Annotated in this window: 16 protein-coding genes and 1 other annotated feature; of the genes, 14 read left to right on the top strand and 2 right to left on the bottom strand. The window is 45.8% G+C overall.

The window, feature by feature from the left end:
- Nucleotides 1-3: 3 nt before the first annotated feature.
- A complete protein-coding gene (locus CXL14_RS17485; RefSeq protein WP_007409123.1) occupies nucleotides 4-222 on the bottom strand; it encodes a hypothetical protein in 219 nt (72 codons plus the stop codon).
- A 166-nt stretch (nucleotides 223-388) separates the two neighbouring features.
- On the opposite strand from CXL14_RS17485, the gene CXL14_RS17480 reads away from it, so the two are divergent.
- The 9 genes from CXL14_RS17480 to CXL14_RS17440 all read left to right on the top strand — a co-directional run bounded on the left by CXL14_RS17480 (nucleotide 389) and on the right by CXL14_RS17440 (nucleotide 10,162).
- Entirely contained in the window at nucleotides 389-1,327 is a 939-nt protein-coding gene (locus CXL14_RS17480; protein WP_007409122.1) for a beta-ketoacyl-ACP synthase III, read from the top strand.
- Nucleotides 1,328-1,349: 22 nt separating this feature from the next.
- Complete coding sequence (fabF, locus tag CXL14_RS17475) at nucleotides 1,350-2,588, top strand: beta-ketoacyl-ACP synthase II (protein ID WP_014417409.1); 1,239 nt, start codon at nucleotides 1,350-1,352, stop codon at nucleotides 2,586-2,588.
- An 82-nt stretch (nucleotides 2,589-2,670) separates the two neighbouring features.
- Nucleotides 2,671-3,456: a DUF2268 domain-containing putative Zn-dependent protease gene (locus CXL14_RS17470; protein ID WP_014417410.1), complete on the top strand. Its 786-nt coding sequence runs from the start codon at nucleotides 2,671-2,673 to the stop codon at nucleotides 3,454-3,456.
- Nucleotides 3,457-3,629: 173 nt separating this feature from the next.
- Nucleotides 3,630-4,616: an ABC transporter ATP-binding protein gene (locus CXL14_RS17465; protein WP_014417411.1), complete on the top strand. Its 987-nt coding sequence runs from the start codon at nucleotides 3,630-3,632 to the stop codon at nucleotides 4,614-4,616.
- The gene (locus CXL14_RS17460) at nucleotides 4,613-5,602 is read left to right on the top strand and encodes an ABC transporter ATP-binding protein (RefSeq protein ID WP_014417412.1); all 990 of its coding nucleotides are present in this window, start codon (nucleotides 4,613-4,615) and stop codon (nucleotides 5,600-5,602) included. The genes CXL14_RS17465 and CXL14_RS17460 overlap by 4 nt, the downstream gene beginning before the upstream one ends.
- A 77-nt stretch (nucleotides 5,603-5,679) precedes the next feature.
- A complete protein-coding gene (locus CXL14_RS17455) occupies nucleotides 5,680-7,308 on the top strand; it encodes a peptide-binding protein (RefSeq protein ID WP_032863796.1) in 1,629 nt (542 codons plus the stop codon).
- Nucleotides 7,309-7,374: 66 nt separating this feature from the next.
- Nucleotides 7,375-8,325, top strand: a complete 951-nt coding sequence (locus CXL14_RS17450; RefSeq protein ID WP_003155051.1) for an ABC transporter permease — start codon at nucleotides 7,375-7,377, stop codon at nucleotides 8,323-8,325.
- A 21-nt stretch (nucleotides 8,326-8,346) separates the two neighbouring features.
- Entirely contained in the window at nucleotides 8,347-9,261 is a 915-nt protein-coding gene (gene opp4C, locus CXL14_RS17445) for an oligopeptide ABC transporter permease (protein WP_101287885.1), read from the top strand.
- A gap of 148 nt (nucleotides 9,262-9,409) precedes the next feature.
- Nucleotides 9,410-10,162: a YjbA family protein gene (locus CXL14_RS17440; protein ID WP_007409116.1), complete on the top strand. Its 753-nt coding sequence runs from the start codon at nucleotides 9,410-9,412 to the stop codon at nucleotides 10,160-10,162.
- A 31-nt stretch (nucleotides 10,163-10,193) separates the two neighbouring features.
- Here CXL14_RS17440 and trpS read toward each other — a convergent pair whose 3' ends face one another.
- A complete protein-coding gene (gene trpS / locus CXL14_RS17435; protein ID WP_014417415.1) occupies nucleotides 10,194-11,186 on the bottom strand; it encodes a tryptophan--tRNA ligase in 993 nt (330 codons plus the stop codon).
- 55 nt (nucleotides 11,187-11,241) lie between these two features.
- Nucleotides 11,242-11,453: a binding site (T-box leader), on the bottom strand.
- A gap of 476 nt (nucleotides 11,454-11,929) precedes the next feature.
- Here trpS and CXL14_RS17430 point away from each other — a divergent pair.
- From CXL14_RS17430 to oppF, 5 genes are all read left to right on the top strand, one after another.
- Nucleotides 11,930-13,564, top strand: a complete 1,635-nt coding sequence (locus CXL14_RS17430; RefSeq protein WP_014417416.1) for a peptide ABC transporter substrate-binding protein — start codon at nucleotides 11,930-11,932, stop codon at nucleotides 13,562-13,564.
- A 106-nt stretch (nucleotides 13,565-13,670) separates the two neighbouring features.
- Nucleotides 13,671-14,606, top strand: a complete 936-nt coding sequence (locus tag CXL14_RS17425; protein ID WP_014417417.1) for an ABC transporter permease — start codon at nucleotides 13,671-13,673, stop codon at nucleotides 14,604-14,606.
- A gap of 3 nt (nucleotides 14,607-14,609) precedes the next feature.
- Complete coding sequence (gene oppC / locus CXL14_RS17420; RefSeq protein WP_007409113.1) at nucleotides 14,610-15,527, top strand: oligopeptide ABC transporter permease OppC; 918 nt, start codon at nucleotides 14,610-14,612, stop codon at nucleotides 15,525-15,527.
- A 12-nt stretch (nucleotides 15,528-15,539) separates the two neighbouring features.
- Nucleotides 15,540-16,616, top strand: a complete 1,077-nt coding sequence (locus tag CXL14_RS17415; RefSeq protein WP_003155039.1) for an ABC transporter ATP-binding protein — start codon at nucleotides 15,540-15,542, stop codon at nucleotides 16,614-16,616.
- On the top strand, nucleotides 16,609-17,526 hold the full coding sequence (gene oppF, locus CXL14_RS17410; RefSeq protein WP_014417419.1) for an oligopeptide ABC transporter ATP-binding protein OppF: 918 nt from the start codon (nucleotides 16,609-16,611) through the stop codon (nucleotides 17,524-17,526). Before CXL14_RS17415 ends, oppF begins: the two co-directional genes overlap by 8 nt.
- The last annotated feature ends 53 nt before the right edge of the window (nucleotides 17,527-17,579 follow it).

Here is a 17,579-nt window from a genome sequence, read left to right as displayed (position 1 = left end):
TTTTCACATGATTTTTTTCTTTATAGCGGACACCATCGGCGCGAAGTCTTTAAATACGGGCTTTAATTGATCCAGAGAGTTCATGATGGACCCCAGCTGATTCATCACGTGGTTGTAATCGATCTCTTCTTCGTTTTCAGCCTGAGGCTGCTCCGGGTTTTCTTCCGGTTCTTTATCCCGGTCTCTGGAATCGCCGAACATCATTTTGGAGAAAATATCCATAGTGAAGCCTCCTTTCGTCTTCCTTTTATTCTATGAGGAGAAGCGTCCGATAGTTTAGACGAATATATTGCCAACAGAAAAAAAATAGGGTAGAATTAGTACCTGATACTAATAATTGATCATAACTAATTAGTTTTAAATTCATTATAAAAAAGGAGTCTTTCCAATGAAAGCTGGAATTCTTGGCGTCGGCCGTTACATCCCGGAAAAAGTGCTGACAAATCATGATCTTGAACAAATGGTAGATACATCGGACGAGTGGATTCGTACGAGAACAGGTATAGAAGAAAGAAGAATCGCCGCGGAAGATATGTATTCATCCGGCATGGCCGCTGAGGCAGCGCAAAAAGCGCTTGATCAGGCCGGCATTTCCGCTGAGGAGCTTGATATGATCCTCGTGGCGACGGTTACTCCTGACCAGTCCTTCCCTACCGTTTCCTGTATGATACAAGAGAAGCTCGGGGCCAAAAAAGCGTGCGCGATGGATATCAGCGCCGCATGTGCGGGCTTTATGTACGGTATCGTAACCGCCAAACAATTCATTGAATCGCAAACATACAAACATGTCCTCGTGGTCGGCGTGGAAAAGCTCTCAAGCATTACCGACTGGGACGACCGCAATACGGCTGTGCTGTTCGGAGACGGAGCCGGAGCGGCGGTCATCGGACCGGTCAGCGACGACAGAGGCATACTGTCATTTGAGCTCGGAGCAGACGGTACAGGCGGTCAGCACTTGTACTTAGATGAAAAAGGGCATACAATCATGCATGGAAGAGAAGTATTCAAATTCGCCGTCCGGCAAATGGGTGAATCGAGTGTAAATGTCATTGAAAAAGCCGGCCTCTCCAAAGAGGACGTAGACTTTTTGATTCCGCATCAGGCAAACATCCGCATCATGGAAGCGGCACGGGAACGTTTGGAGCTTCCGGTTGAAAAGATGTCTAAAACAGTCCATAAATATGGAAACACATCCGCAGCATCCATTCCGATTTCATTAGTAGAGGAACTGGAAGCAGGCAAAATTAAAGACGGCGACGTCATCGTCATGGTCGGTTTCGGCGGAGGATTGACATGGGGCGCCATAGCAATACGCTGGGGACGATAAAAAAAAGTGAGGTGCACACAAGATGAGTAAAAAAAGAGTAGTCGTTACAGGGCTTGGAGCCCTGTCTCCGCTTGGCAACGACGCCGAAACAAGCTGGAAAAATGCAATCGGCGGCGTATCCGGAATCGGACCGATCACACGTGTGGAATCGGACGAGTATCCGGCGAAAGTAGCTGCTGAACTGAAAGATTTCAATATTGAAAATCACATGGATAAAAAAGAAGCGCGAAAAATGGACCGCTTCACGCAATACGCTGTCGTAGCCGCGAAAATGGCCGTTCAAGATGCCGGTCTGAACATCACAGACGAGATCGCGCCGAGAGTCGGCGTTTGGGTCGGGTCCGGAATCGGCGGTCTTGAAACGCTTGAATCCCAATTCGAAATCTTCCTGACAAAAGGGCCGAGAAGGGTCAGCCCGTTCTTTGTTCCGATGATGATTCCGGATATGGCGACAGGCCAAATCTCAATCGCTCTCGGAGCAAAAGGAGTCAACTCCTGTACGGTGACGGCATGTGCCACGGGAACGAACTCTATCGGTGACGCGTTTAAAGTCATTCAGCGCGGCGATGCCGATGCGATGATTACGGGCGGAACGGAAGCGCCGCTGACAAGAATGTCATTTGCGGGCTTCAGTGCAAACAAAGCCCTTTCTACAAATCCTGATCCGAAAACGGCAAGCCGCCCGTTTGATAAAAACCGTGACGGCTTTGTCATGGGAGAAGGCGCGGGGATCATCGTGCTTGAAGAGCTTGAGCATGCCCTTGCCCGCGGTGCGAAAATCTACGGGGAAATTGTCGGCTACGGCTCAACGGGTGACGCCTACCACATTACCGCGCCTGCCCAAGACGGGGAAGGCGGTGCGAGAGCGATGCAGGAAGCAATCAAAGATGCGGGCATCAAGCCTGAAGAAATTGATTATATCAACGCTCACGGCACAAGCACGTACTACAATGATAAATACGAGACAAAAGCCATTAAGACCGTTTTCGGTGATCATGCGTACAAGCTTGCCGTCAGTTCGACAAAATCAATGACGGGTCATTTGTTAGGCGCTGCCGGAGGAATTGAAGCAATCTTCTCCGTCATGGCCATTAAAGACAGCATTATCCCGCCGACGATTAACATCGAAACACCTGATGAAGAGTGTGATTTAGATTATGTACCGGACAAAGCGCGCGAGCAGGATGTCAACATCGTTCTCAGCAACTCGCTCGGCTTCGGCGGACATAATGCCACTTTGATCTTTAAAAAATATCAATAATACAGTTTTTGACCGGCTGCCTGAAAAAGGTGGCCGGTTTTTTTGTGCGTGCATATGATAACAACAAGAGGAGGCGAACGGTATGAGCGTCAAGCAGACATATCAATGGATGGAAAAGGCGGCATCCGTAAATGATCTGGCCCAGCATCTTTTGCCGCTTTTTTCAGGGGCCGATAAGAAAGAGTGGAAGCCGATACTCGGGATGCTGCAAAACCACGGCATGTTCCGCTATTTGAAGGACGGCGTTAGGACCAGTAAACGGCTGAAAGAAAAAGGATGCTACAGCCATATTCAAAAGGAGGAAGCCTATTTAAAGGAGAAGTGGAACGGGCCGGACGTGCCGATCGTAGTTTTGCCCGTCGATGAACGAAACCGGAAAATCCGTCAGGAATTCGGGTCAAAATCCGGTCTGGCCTTTCGGGACAAAATGTTCCTCTTTCTATCATCGGATAGTTCCAATTCAGCTGTATCCGCCCTTATGACACATGAATATAATCACGTCTGCCGGTTAGAACATGTGACAAAGGACGAAAAAGATGAGACATTCCTTGATACAATCATGATGGAGGGACTGGCAGAATATGCTGTATATGAGCGGTTCGGCTCAAGTCTTACGGCGGAATGGACGTCCTACTATACGCCTGAGCAGCTTGATTTTCTGTTTGAAAAAAGAGTCAAGCCGAACCTCCGCTTAACGAGAGACAGCAGAATGTTTTCCCAGCTGTTATACGGAAAAGGATACTTCCCCTCAATGCTCGGCTATGCCGTCGGATTCAATATAGTAAAAAAATATTTAACCGACCATCAAAAAACAGTAAAAGAAGCATTGGCCATTCCTTCAAAAACCTTTCTGGAGGCAACGCTTTAATAGATTAAAACAATGGAAATTATTTAAGGATATTACATTTATCCTAAAAAATTCTTGCTTTTGTAATAATGATGTAATAATATACAACTATAAAATTTTTCGACTATTCTATATTTTGTGATAGCGAAACGTATGTTTCCCTCTGCTTCAGCGGAATGAGAAAGGGGCGTATCATGAGCACACTATTAGAAGTGAATAATTTAAAGACCTATTTTTTCAGAAAGAAACAGCCGATCCCCGCAGTCGACGGGGTTGATTTTCACATTAACAAAGGCGAAACCGTCGCTCTTGTAGGAGAATCCGGCTCGGGCAAAAGCATCACCTCGCTTTCTATTATGGGACTTGTCCAAGGCTCGGGCGGAAAAATTATGGATGGCTCGATTAAGCTTGAAGGCAGAGACCTGGCCTCCTTCACCGAAAACGAATATTGCAAAATCCGCGGAAATGACGTCTCTATGATCTTTCAGGAGCCCATGACTTCCCTGAATCCGGTGCTGACTATCGGCGAACAAATTACCGAAGTGCTTGAATACCATAAAAAAATGAATAAAAAAGAAGCGTCCAAAAAAGCCGTTGAGCTTCTGGAACTCGTCGGATTCTCCAGAGCGGAACAAGTGATGAAAGAATATCCGCACCGCCTTTCCGGAGGGATGAGACAGAGGGTGATGATCGCCATCGCGCTCAGCTGCAATCCGAAGCTTCTGATCGCTGATGAGCCGACGACGGCGCTTGATGTGACGATACAAGCCCAAGTATTGGAGCTGATGAAAGACCTCTGCAAAAAATTCGATACTTCCATTCTGCTGATCACTCACGATTTAGGTGTGGTTTCCGAAGCCGCCGACAGGGTGATCGTGATGTACTGCGGACAAGTCGTAGAGAGCGCGAGTGTGGAGGACTTATTTTTAAACCCTCTTCATCCGTATACCGAAGGGCTGTTAAACTCCATACCGGTGATAGATGGAGAGATTGATACATTAAAAGCGATCAAAGGCAGTGTCCCGACACCGGATAATCTTCCGGAAGGCTGCCGATTCGCCCCGAGGTGTTCAAAAGCGATGGACAAATGCAAAACAGGGCAGCCGGAGCTGATAACTCATGAAAGCGGCCGTTCTGTAAGATGTTTTTTATATGAGGAAGAGGGTGCCCCATCAAAATGACAGCTGCAGGCCAAGAAACGATTTTAGAGCTGAAAGACGTAAAAAAATATTTCCCGATCCGCTCCGGTTTTTTTCAAAGGAAAGTCGGTGATATAAAGGCTGTTGACGGCGTTTCTTTTTCACTGAAGCGCGGGGAGACGCTCGGCATCGTCGGTGAATCAGGATGCGGCAAATCAACGGCGGGAAGGACGATGATCCGATTATACAAGCCGACAGACGGCCGGATTCTTTTTAAGGGTCAGGATATTTCCGGCTTATCTGAAGAAAAGCTGAGAAAAAGCGTCCGTAAAAACATCCAGATGGTCTTCCAAGATCCCTTCGCATCCCTTAACCCGAGGAAAACGCTGCGTTCCATTATTAAAGAGCCGTTCCAGACTCACCATATGTACAGCATGAGCGAGCGGAACGAGCGAGTGGAGGAGCTGCTGGCGAAAGTCGGCCTTCATCCGAGCTTTGCAAACCGCTATCCGCACGAATTTTCCGGGGGGCAGCGCCAGCGGATCGGGATTGCGCGGGCTCTGACATTGAATCCCGAGCTGATTATTGCGGATGAACCCGTTTCCGCACTCGATGTCTCCATTCAGGCCCAGGTCATCAATCTGATGGAAGAACTGCAGGAAGAATTCAACCTGACCTATTTGTTTATTTCTCATGATTTGAGTGTTGTCCGCCATATCAGCGACAGAGTCGGCGTCATGTATCTGGGAAAAATGATGGAGCTGACTGAAAAACACGAGCTGTACGGCAATCCGCTTCACCCTTATACGCAGGCGCTTTTGTCTTCAGTGCCCGTCACGAGAAAAAAAGACGCCGTCAAGCGGGAACGAATCATCCTGAAAGGAGAACTGCCAAGCCCGGCAAACCCGCCGAAAGGCTGCGTGTTCCACACGCGGTGCCCGATGGCCAAACCGATCTGCAAGGAACAAATCCCGGCATTTGAAGAAGCCGCTCCCGGCCATTACGTCGCCTGCCATTTATATGCCTGAAATGACAAGCATCGAGAGGGGGTATGCCGGATTACATAACCAGTTTGCTGCATATATATCACAAAGGGGGAATTGATATGAAATTACGTAAAAGCGCACTGATGATGCTAAGTGTTTTTATGGCGCTCGCCATCTTCCTGTCAGCCTGCTCCGGTTCAAAATCCACAAGCACCGAATCCAAACCGGCAGGAAAACCGCAAAAAGGCGGAGATTTGGTTGTCGGGTCAACCGGGGAACCCACACTTTTTAATCCACTTTATTCTACCGATGTTGCAAGTTCTGATATTGAAGGAATGATTTACAGCACATTATTGGAAACTGATGAGAAATTAAACGTCAAGCCGTCGCTGGCTGAAAAAGTAACAGAAGCTGACGGGGGATTAACGTATGATGTAAAACTGAAAAAAGGCGTTAAATTCCATGATGGAAAAGAGCTGACGGCCGATGATGTTGTTTTCACCTACAGCATCCCTCTTAACAAAGATTACAACGGTGAGCGTGGCTCGGGTTTTGAGTCCCTTAAATCCGTAACGAAAAAAGGGAAATATGAAATTCAGTTTAAAATGAAGAAAAAAGATGCCTATTTCTATAATGTCGTTCTCGACAGTTACGGCATTTTGCCTAAACATATATTGGGTAAGGTGCCGGTTGCAGATCTGGGAGAGAATGAATTTAACCGTAAAAATCCAATCGGTTCCGGTCCGTTTAAGTTTGTTGAGTGGAAAAAGGGCGAGTATGTCAAACTGGAAGCAAATGATGATTACTTTGGCGGCAGACCTTACCTTAATACAGTGACAGTAAAAACAATACCTGATTCTAACGCTGCTGTGGCTCAGTTAAAAGCGGGGGATATTGATTTCTTCGTTGTGCCGGGCACAGATTTTGATACGGTTAAAACGTTTGGAAACGTGAAGGTCAAATCTGACCTTGGCTTAAACTACAGCTATATCGGCTGGAATGAGAAAAAAGAGATCTTTAAGGACAAAAAAGTGCGTCAGGCATTGACTTACGCTCTTGACAGGCAGGCAATGGTGGATCAAGTGCTGAACGGAGACGGTAAGGTAGCGGATGTTCCTGAGAGTCCGCTGTCATGGAATTATCCGAAGTCTAAAGTGCCGACATTTGATTATAATCCGAAAAAAGCAAAGCAGCTGCTAAAAGAAGCCGGATGGGAAGACCATGACGGTGACGGCTACCTTGATAAAGACGGGAAAAAATTCTCATTTGAAATTAAAACGAATCAGGGCAATAAAATTCGTGAAGATTTAGCTGTTGTCGTTCAGCAGCAATTAAAAGAAGTGGGAATCGAGGCTAAACCGCGAATTGTTGAATTCAGTGCGTTAATCGAACAGACAAGTGCCCCTAATTGGGATTATGACGCTCTTCTTCTCGGATGGAGTCTTGCAACGTTCCCGGATCAATTCTCTATCTTCCATTCAAGCCAATCGAAAAACGGGCTGAATAATATCTGGTATAAAAACCCGAAAGTCGACAAGCTGCTTGAAGAAGCGAAGTCAATTACTGACAGAAAAGAATACCAAAAGAAATATGAAGAGATATACAAATTGATTGCTGAAGATCAGCCGTACAGCTTCTTATTCTATTACAATTACCACAGAGCGATGCCGAATAATTTACAAGGCTATGTATTCCACCCTAAAAATGACTTGTACAATATCGAAAAATGGTGGCTGGATCAAAAATAGCAAAAGCCCTGGAGAGGGAAGGAGGTTCCTTTCCTCTCTTATCCTATTTAAAAAGGGGACAAGAACATGGTTACATATATTTTACGGCGAACATTAATGTCCTTGCCGATTCTCTTAGGCATTACAATTTTGTCGTTTGCCATCATGAAAGCAGCGCCGGGAGACCCGATGTCACTTATGATGGACCCTACAATCAGTCAAGCGGACAGGGCGAAATTCATTGAAAAATACGGGTTGAATGATCCGGAACCTGTTCAATATGTGAAATGGCTGGGGAATATGCTGCAAGGGGATTTCGGGACTTCTATCGTCAAGAAAGGCACTCCAGTTTCTGAACTTATCTTATCCCGCTTACCGAATACGATTGTGCTTATGCTTTTCTCAACCCTTGTCGCTCTTCTTATTTCTATTCCATTTGGTGTTCTGTCAGCGAAACGTCCTTATTCAAAATTGGATTACGGGATAACTGTTACTTCATTTTTAGGGCTTGCCATACCGAATTTTTGGTTCGGTTTGATTTTAATCATGGTTTTATCTGTAAATCTGGGGTGGTTTCCCACTGGCGGAGTAAGCACTTTAAATGCTGACTTTAACATATTTGACCGATTGCATCACTTGATTCTGCCTGCTTTTGTGCTCGCCACGGCAGACATGGCAGGGATAACGAGATACACAAGATCCAGTATGCTGGATGTGTTAAAACAGGATTATATACGAACGGCGCGTGCGAAAGGATTCCGAGATAATAAAGTGATTTTTAAACACGGTTTGAGAAACGGACTTCTTCCTGTCATCACTATTTTTGGTCTGATGATACCGTCATTTATCGGGGGAGCGGTAGTGGTAGAACAGATTTTCACTTGGCCGGGTCTCGGCAAATTGTTTATTGATTCAGCCTTTTCGCGGGATTATCCGGTTATCATGGCCATGACGGTCATTTCAGCTGTTTTGGTTGTAGTGGGGAATTTAATTGCGGACATCTTATATGCGCTGGTTGATCCCCGCATTGAATATTAACAAAGAGAGGTGAGAGGTCAAATGTTACAGCCCAATACCGGCACACCCCCCAGTGAAGTAAAATTAAAGGAAAATATTCAATCCAAACCGGAAACAATGACGAAGATTTTTTTCGAAAAGTTCTTTCAAAATAAACTAGCTGTAATCGGAGCCGTTATATTAACCATCATCATCTTGTCAGCCTTATTCGCTTCGGTAATCGCTCCTTACTCTCCGGAGAGTCAATCTCTTATCAATCGTTTGAAGCCGCCGAGCTTAAAACATCTAATGGGAACTGATAAATTCGGAAGAGACATCTTTACGAGGGTTCTGTACGGGGCGCGCGTCTCCTTGCTTGTCGGATTCGTTTCTGTGATCGGCGCGATTACAATCGGGACAGTTGTCGGAGCCGTTGCCGGATATTTTAAAGGGATTGTCGATGCCGTTCTCATGAGAACCGTTGATATCGTATTATCCATACCTGATATATTTTTGCTTATTACACTTGTTACGATTTTTCAGCCCGGAATGGATAAATTAATTTTAATTTTCTCCCTTACAGGCTGGACAACAACGGCACGCCTTGTCCGGGGGGAATTTTTATCGCTTCGTTCCAGAGAGTTTGTATTAGCTGCAAAGACGATCGGTACAAAAAATCATCACATCATCTTTTCTCATATATTGCCGAATGCGCTCGGACCGATCATTGTCTCAGCGACATTAAAGGTGGGAACGGTTATTTTGGCGGAATCTACATTAAGTTATCTCGGTTTCGGGATTCAGCCGCCGATCGCAAGCTGGGGCAATATGCTTCAGGATGCACAGAACTTTACGATTATGATTCAGGCTTGGTGGTACCCGTTATTTCCGGGACTGTTCATTCTTCTTACCGTATTGTGCTTCAACTTTGTCGGAGACGGGCTGCGTGATGCGCTTGATCCGAAAAATGTGAAATGATCTCCCGGACGGAACGGGAGATTTTTTTTGTTGCAATGCAGTCGGAAATCCAGCTCCGTATTGCGGAAATCTCATATTGAAATGGAATAATTTATCTATCCCTTGCCTATACTGTGGACAACAGTTTTTATAAAGTGAGGGGTCGAATATGTTATTTCTTCATGATGTATGGGTCAATTGGTTTGAAGGGGAAGAAAACGGCTACAATGTATGCCATTTTCACGAATGGCGGAAGGAAGACACGGTTGAGCTTTTGGATCAGACACCGCTGCTCAGAGTGCCGTCGGTATTATTTCATTACATAGAAAACGACTTATCAGAGCTTCCGAAAGAACTGCTTGACCAAGTCCACCAAAAGTCATACGTGCGAAAAAATCATGAGCGGACAAAGCTGGAGTACTGTTTTGTCGTGACAGACGGGATCGGCATCATTGCCGTGGATACGATCGGGTATACCATTCCGGTCAGAAAGAGCCGCCTGATTCCGAGGCAGGAGCAGCTTGTTTATGAAATGGTAAAGGATGTAGAACCGGAATCGTTTCAATTTGAGCCGGCGCAATTGGAGTCTTCAAAGGAATATCACATTTTGTCATTGGCGCCGGAGCATGTCAGAGGGCTGACGAGAAAAGAGCGGCAGATCAAGCAGCTGATGTTTATGGCGCTCGACCAGCTGAAAGGGCTGAAAAACCGTGCGGAAATTGTGTATTGGTACACGGAATGGAATCCGCATATGTATGAGCAGATCAAACGGATGAGCTTTGAAGAGATTTGGGACATGCTTTACAATGAAACAATTGAAGGCTGGTCAGATAAACATCTTGCGTTCTGTGAAAATTTGATTAAAGGGCAGCCGTTTTTCGAAAAGCTTTGGGAAATGGAGCAGGAATCAAAAGTGAACTAAAAAAGAGGCGGGATTCTCCCGCCTCTTTTCTTTATCTTCTTTTCCGTCCGAGACCCATGGCATTTTCCATTTTTTTCACCATTTTGCCGGCCGTTTTGTTTGCGCGCGCCGCTCCTTCGTCGAGAATGCGGTCAAGCTCGTCGCTCTCAATTAATTCACGGTAGCGTTCTTGGATCGGTGTCAATGCGCCGATAACGACTTCGGCTAAATCGCTTTTGAATTCACCGTACCCTTTGCCTTCATATTTAGCCTCTAAATCTTCAATTGATGTGTTTCCTAAAATAGAATAGATCGTCAAAAGATTAGAAACGCCCGGTTTGTTTTCTTTATCATACTTTACAATGCCTTCAGAATCAGTCACGGCGCTCTTGATTTTCTTTTCGAGCTGCTTCGGCTCATCAAGCAGCGTGATGTATGCCTTTTGGTTCGGATCTGATTTGCTCATTTTTTTGAGCGGATCAGCCAGTGACATGATGCGCGCGCCTGATTCAGGAATTTTCACCTCAGGAATCGTGAAGATGTCATTATATTTTTTATTGAAGCGTTCCGCCAGGTTGCGGGTCAGTTCAAGGTGCTGTTTTTGGTCTTCTCCGACCGGAACAAGATCCGTTCCGTACAGTAAAATATCGCCGGCCATCAGCGGCGGATAGGTTAACAGTCCGGACACGACGGCTTCTTTGCCCTTTGACTTATCCTTAAATTGCGTCATCCGCTCAAGCTCGCCGATATATGCGACGCATTGGAGCATCCACCCCGCCTGGGCATGAGCGGGAACCTCCGACTGGATAAAGAGGGTCGCTTTCTCAGGATCGAGTCCGACGGCCACGTAAAGGGCCGCGAGATTGCGAATGTTCTTCCGCAGTTCAAGCCGATCCTGCGGAACCGTAATCGCATGCTGATCGACAATGCAGAAGTAGCCGTTGTAGTCATGCTGCAAGTCGACAAATTGCTTCATTGCGCCGATATAGTTGCCGAGGGTAACGGAACCGCTCGGCTGAATGCCTGAAAAAATCGTTTTCTTCATATTTCTTACCTCATTTCTTAAAACATAATAAAAAAAGCCCATTCTTCCCGTAGAAAAAAGGGACGAATGAACCGTGGTGCCACCCTGATTATTCCATTACAATGGAATCGCTCGAGACGTTGGTAACGGAGGCTGCTCCGGCTGGGCCTACTAACGTTCGGTCAGCTGCTCAGAAGTCCATTCCACATCGCCCGTTACCTGCTCCCAGCACCGCAGACTCTCTTCAAACGGATGAAAATGTGTACTACTCTTCATCATCGCAATCACAACAAATGTATTTGATTGATCTATTATAAATCAATTATAGCCAAATGTCATCAGAGGAATACAAGCTTATTTCCAGTTTGCTAAAGGGCTGGAAATCCTCAAAAAGAACTGAAAATGCTTAAATGATAACGTATATCAACATTTCGTATAACGAATATTATATGTAAAAAGCAATATGAACTGGAAATTGCAATAAAAAAATTTAGTTAGGTCATGCTTTAAACTATAGAAGTGTATCACCTTTTTGACAGAAAAACTGACCAAATTTAAATATTTTAAATTGAGAAAATAGTATTGCAATAAATTATTCATTTCATTATAATGAACTTGTTCACTCTATTGTTACAGCTTCTTTACATAAAATAATCAGAAAAGACGGAACACAATTAAAGTTTAGAAAAATATTAAGTTATTTTGTCTGATATTTCTGAGTATTTAGTAGTAAAGGCTGAAAAATTTGATTAGGGGGTTAGTGCATGAAAAAGCGTTGGTCTATTGTAGGTTTGATGCTTATCTTCTCGCTTGTATTAAGTGCGTGCGGCGGATTCAGCGGCGGATCAGGCGGCGGTAAAAAAGACACCAAAGGACAGACTTCACTTAATATCAATATTAAAACCGAGCCGTTCTCACTGCATCCGGGTTTAGCGAATGATTCCGTGTCAGGAGGCGTAATCCGACAGACTTTTGAAGGATTGACACGCGTAAACTCCAAAGGTGAGCCTGAAGAAGGAATGGCATCTAAAATTGAAACAAGCAAAGACGGAAAGACCTATACATTTACGATTCGTGACGGTGCGAAATGGTCTAACGGCGACCCTGTGACGGCGCAGGATTTTGAATATGCGTGGAAATGGGCGCTTGACCCGAACAACGAATCACAATACGCTTATCAGCTCTACTACATCAAAGGCGCTGAAGCTGCCAATACAGGAAAAGGCAAGATTGATGATGTAGGCGTAAAAGCCGTAAATGACAAAACATTAAAGGTTGAACTGAATAACCCGACACCTTATTTCACGCAATTAACTTCATTCTATACGTATATGCCGGTCAACAAGAAAATTGCGGAAAAACATAAAAACTGGAACACAAACGCAGGCGAAAATTACGTGTCAAACGGCCCGTTCAAAATGACGGCCTGGAAACACAGCGGTTCCATCACGCTCGAAAAGAACGATCAATATTGGGATAAAGACGCTGTGAAATTGAAGAAAATCAACATGGTGATGATTAACAATAACAACACCGAACTGAAAAAATTCCAGGCCGGTGAGCTTGACTGGGCAGGGATGCCGCTCGGCCAGCTTCCGACTGAATCATTGCCGACATTGAAAAAAGACGGATCTCTTCACGTTGAACCGATCGCAGGCGTGTATTGGTACAAATTCAACACAGAAGCGAAACCGCTGAACAATGTCAACATCCGTAAAGCCCTTGCTTATGCGATCGACCGCTCGTCCATCGTGAAAAATGTAACGCAGGGCGAACAAATCCCGGCCATGGCTGCGGTGCCGCCGTCAATGAAGGGATTCAAGGATAACACAAAAGGTTATTTCAAAGACAATGACGTCAAATCAGCTAAAGAATTCTTAAATAAAGGACTGAAGGAATTAGGCGTCAAGAATGCCTCTGACCTTCCGGCGATCAAACTGTCCTACAATACGGATGACGCGCATGCGAAAATCGCGCAGGCCGTACAGGAAATGTGGAAAAAGAACTTAGGCGTCAAAGTTGAGCTTGATAACTCCGAATGGAATGTTTACATCGACAAGCTGCACAGCCAGAACTACCAAATCGGGCGTATGGGCTGGCTCGGCGATTTCAACGATCCGATCAACTTCCTTGAATTGTTCCGTGATAAAGAAGGCGGAAACAATGATACCGGATGGGAAGATCCTGAGTTTAAAAAGCTGCTGAACCAATCTCAGCTTGAAACGGATCCGGATAAACGTATCGAAGAGCTGAAAAAAGCAGAAAAGATCTTTATTGACGCAATGCCGGTCGCGCCAGTTTATTTCTATACGGATCCTTGGGTGCAGGATAAAAACCTCAAAAATGTAATCTTGACCGGAACAGGCGAAGTTTACTTCAGAAACGCTTCTTTTGAATAAAAGACGGTTCTGAAAACAAAAGACCCAAGGTATATGGGGAGGATGTCCCCATATACCTTTCTTACTGATTACGTATAAAATTGTAAAAAACATGGAGGTGTTCACCTTGCTGAAATATATCGGTAAACGATTCATTTACATGATCATCACATTGTTTGTGATTGTGACCGCCACATTCTTCTTAATGCAGGCAGCGCCGGGCGGACCATTTTCCGGCGAAAGAAAGCTGCCGCCTGAAATTGAGGCAAACTTAAACGAACACTATGGCCTGGACAAGCCTCTTTTCGTTCAATATGCCAGCTACTTAAAATCTGTGGCGATGTGGGACTTCGGACCTTCTTTTAAATATAAAGGCCAAAGTGTTAATGATTTAATCAATTCAGGCTTCCCCGTCTCATTCACTCTCGGTGCAGAAGCTATTCTCCTCGCTTTAGCGTTCGGTGTGCTTTTCGGGGTGCTTGCTGCCCTGTACCATAATAAATGGCAGGATTATACCATTGCGATTTTAACGATCTTTGGGATCTCAGTTCCGAGCTTTATATTGGCGACGATTTTGCAATATATTTTCTCAATTAAATTAGAACTGTTCCCGGTCGCAGGGTGGGAATCCTGGGCATACACCTTTCTGCCCTCTATTGCGCTCGCTTCCATGCCGATGGCGTTCATTGCCAGACTCTCCCGTTCAAGCATGATTGAAGTGTTAAACAGCGATTACATACGGACTGCAAAAGCTAAAGGACTTTCCCGTCCGTCAGTCACCGTGCGCCATGCGCTTCGAAACGCGCTTTTGCCGGTCGTGACATATATGGGGCCGATGGCGGCATCCATTTTAACGGGAAGTTTCATCATTGAATCCATTTTCGGAATTCCCGGTTTAGGCGCGCATTTTGTAAACAGCATTACAAACCGTGATTATACGGTCATTATGGGAGTTACCGTGTTCTTCAGCGTGCTCCTGCTTTTATGCGTATTAATTGTAGACGTGCTGTACGGATTAATCGATCCGAGAATCAAGCTTTCCAAAGCAAAGAAAGGAGCCTAGACCATGCAGAACATTCCTAAAAATATGTTTGAACCAGCTTCAGCTAATGCCGGCGATGCCGAAAAAATAAATAAAAAAAGCCTTTCCCTCTGGAAAGACGCCATGCTCCGCTTCCGCAGCAATAAGCTTGCGATGGTCGGGTTCGTACTGATCGTTCTTATTATTCTGATGGCGATTTTTGCGCCTGTCTTTTCAAGGTATGATTATGCGACTACCAATCTATTAAATGCGGATAAAGCGCCGTCGAAAGATCATTGGTTCGGCACGGATGACCTTGGAAGGGATATATTCGTCCGGACATGGGTGGGCGCGCGGATTTCCATCTTTATCGGTGTCGCAGCTGCCGTGCTTGATTTATTAATCGGCGTAATCTGGGGCAGCATTTCCGGATTCCGCGGCGGACGCACAGATGAAGTGATGATGCGCATCGCCGACATTCTGTGGGCTGTTCCTTCATTATTAATGGTTATTTTGCTGATGGTTGTCCTGCCGAAAGGATTGCTCACCATTATCGTCGCCATGACAATCACGGGCTGGATCAATATGGCGAGAATCGTCCGCGGACAGGTGCTGCAATTAAAGAATCAGGAGTATGTGCTTGCTTCACAGACACTCGGCGCCAAAACCGGCCGGCTTTTGTTTAAACATATCGTCCCGAACGCGATGGGCTCTATCCTCGTAACGATGACACTGACGGTTCCGACGGCGATTTTTACAGAAGCGTTTTTAAGTTATTTGGGCCTCGGCGTACCTGCGCCGCTTGCGAGCTGGGGAACGATGGCCTCAGACGGATTGCCTGCATTAACCTATTACCCTTGGCGTCTGTTCTTCCCTGCCGGCTTTATCTGCCTGGCGATGTTCGGCTTTAACGTTGTCGGCGACGGGTTAAGAGACGCGCTGGATCCTAAGTTACGCAAATAAGGAGTGATATGAGTGACACGTTTGCTAGAAGTAAAAGACTTAGCCATTTCATTTAAAACATACGGCGGAGAGGTACAGGCAATCCGCGGCGTGAATTTCCATTTGAATAAAGGAGAGACGCTTGCGATCGTGGGGGAGTCGGGTTCCGGAAAAAGTGTGACCTCCCAAGCGATTATGAAGCTGATCCCGATGCCGCCGGGCTACTTTAAAAGAGGACAGATTCTTTTTGACGGACGCGATATCGTGCCGATGTCTGAAAAAGAAATGCAGGCCATCAGAGGAAAGGACATCGGAATGATTTTCCAAGATCCGATGACCTCTCTGAACCCGACGATGAGAGTCGGCAAACAAATTACGGAAGTGCTTTTCAAACATGAAAAAATCTCAAGTGAAGCGGCGAAAAAGCGCGCCATAGAGCTGCTTGATCTCGTCGGGATTCCGATGCCCGAAAAACGGATCGGCCAATTCCCCCATGAATTTTCAGGCGGGATGAGACAGCGTGTCGTCATCGCGATGGCGCTTGCGGCAAATCCGAAACTGTTAATTGCCGATGAACCGACAACAGCGCTTGATGTGACGATTCAGGCACAGATCCTTGAGCTGATGAAAGATCTGCAAAAGAAAATTGATACGTCTATCATTTTTATCACGCATGATCTCGGCGTTGTCGCCAATGTCGCCGACCGGGTCGCTGTCATGTACGCGGGTCAGGTCGTCGAATCGGGCACGGTGGATGAAATATTTTATGATCCGCGCCATCCGTATACGTGGGGGCTGCTTGCCTCAATGCCTAGCCTGGACAGTACCGATCAGGAAAAACTGACGGCCATCCCGGGCACGCCGCCTGATCTGACGAATCCTCCGAAAGGGGATGCATTTGCGCTCCGCAGCTCATATGCGATGAAAATTGACTTTGAACAGGAACCGCCGATGTATAAAGTGTCTGATACGCATTTTGTGAAATCGTGGCTTCTGCATCCTGATGCGCCTAAGGTCGAGCCCCCTGAAGCGGTGAAGGCTAAAATCCGTCAGCTTCCGAATACGTATCAGCATCCTGTTTTAATGAAGGAAGGTGAAAAAAATGACTGAGAAACTTCTCGAAATCAAACATTTAAAACAGCATTTTTTCACGCAGAAAGGAACGGTAAAAGCCGTAGATGATTTGTCATTTGATATTTATAAAGGCGAAACGCTCGGCCTTGTCGGAGAATCGGGCTGCGGTAAATCAACGACGGGCCGCAGTATTATCCGGCTGTATGAGGCAACCGGCGGGGAAGTTCTCTTTAACGGGGAAAATGTCCACGGGAAAAAATCCCGCAAGAAGCTGCTGGAATTTAACCGGAAAATGCAGATGATTTTCCAGGATCCGTACGCATCTTTAAATCCGAGAATGACAGTCGCCGACATTATTGCCGAGGGAATAGATATTCACCGCCTGGCAAAAACGAAAAAAGAGCGGATGCAGCGGGTTCACGAACTGCTGGAAACGGTCGGTTTAAATAAAGAGCACGCCAACCGCTACCCGCATGAATTTTCGGGCGGACAGCGCCAGCGTATCGGAATCGCCAGAGCGCTGGCGGTTGATCCGGAGTTTATCATCGCGGACGAACCGATTTCGGCGCTTGACGTCTCCATTCAGGCGCAAGTCGTCAATTTAATGAAAGAATTGCAGAAAGAAAAAGGGCTCACTTACCTGTTTATTGCCCATGATTTATCAATGGTCAAATACATCAGCGACCGCATCGGCGTCATGTATTTCGGAAAATTGGTGGAGCTTGCGCCGGCGGATGAGCTTTACGAAAACCCGCTTCACCCATATACGAAATCATTGCTGTCCGCTATCCCGCTCCCTGATCCGGACTATGAAAGAAATCGCATGCGAAAGAAATACGATCCGTCCATTCATCAGCTCCAAGAAGGAGAAAAAATGGAATTCAGAGAAGTGAAACCGGGACATTTTGTCATGTGCACAGAAGCTGAATTTAAAACCTATCTATAAAAGTATCATCCTCCAAGACTCAGTCTTGGAGGATTTTTTTGCGCACATTCAAG

It is taken from the genome of Bacillus sp. SJ-10 (assembly GCF_002843505.1).
GTDB classification, from domain to species: domain Bacteria; phylum Bacillota; class Bacilli; order Bacillales; family Bacillaceae; genus Bacillus; species Bacillus velezensis.
Note: the sequence above shows the minus strand (reverse complement) of the source record. Positions and strands in the feature narration are given on the sequence as shown.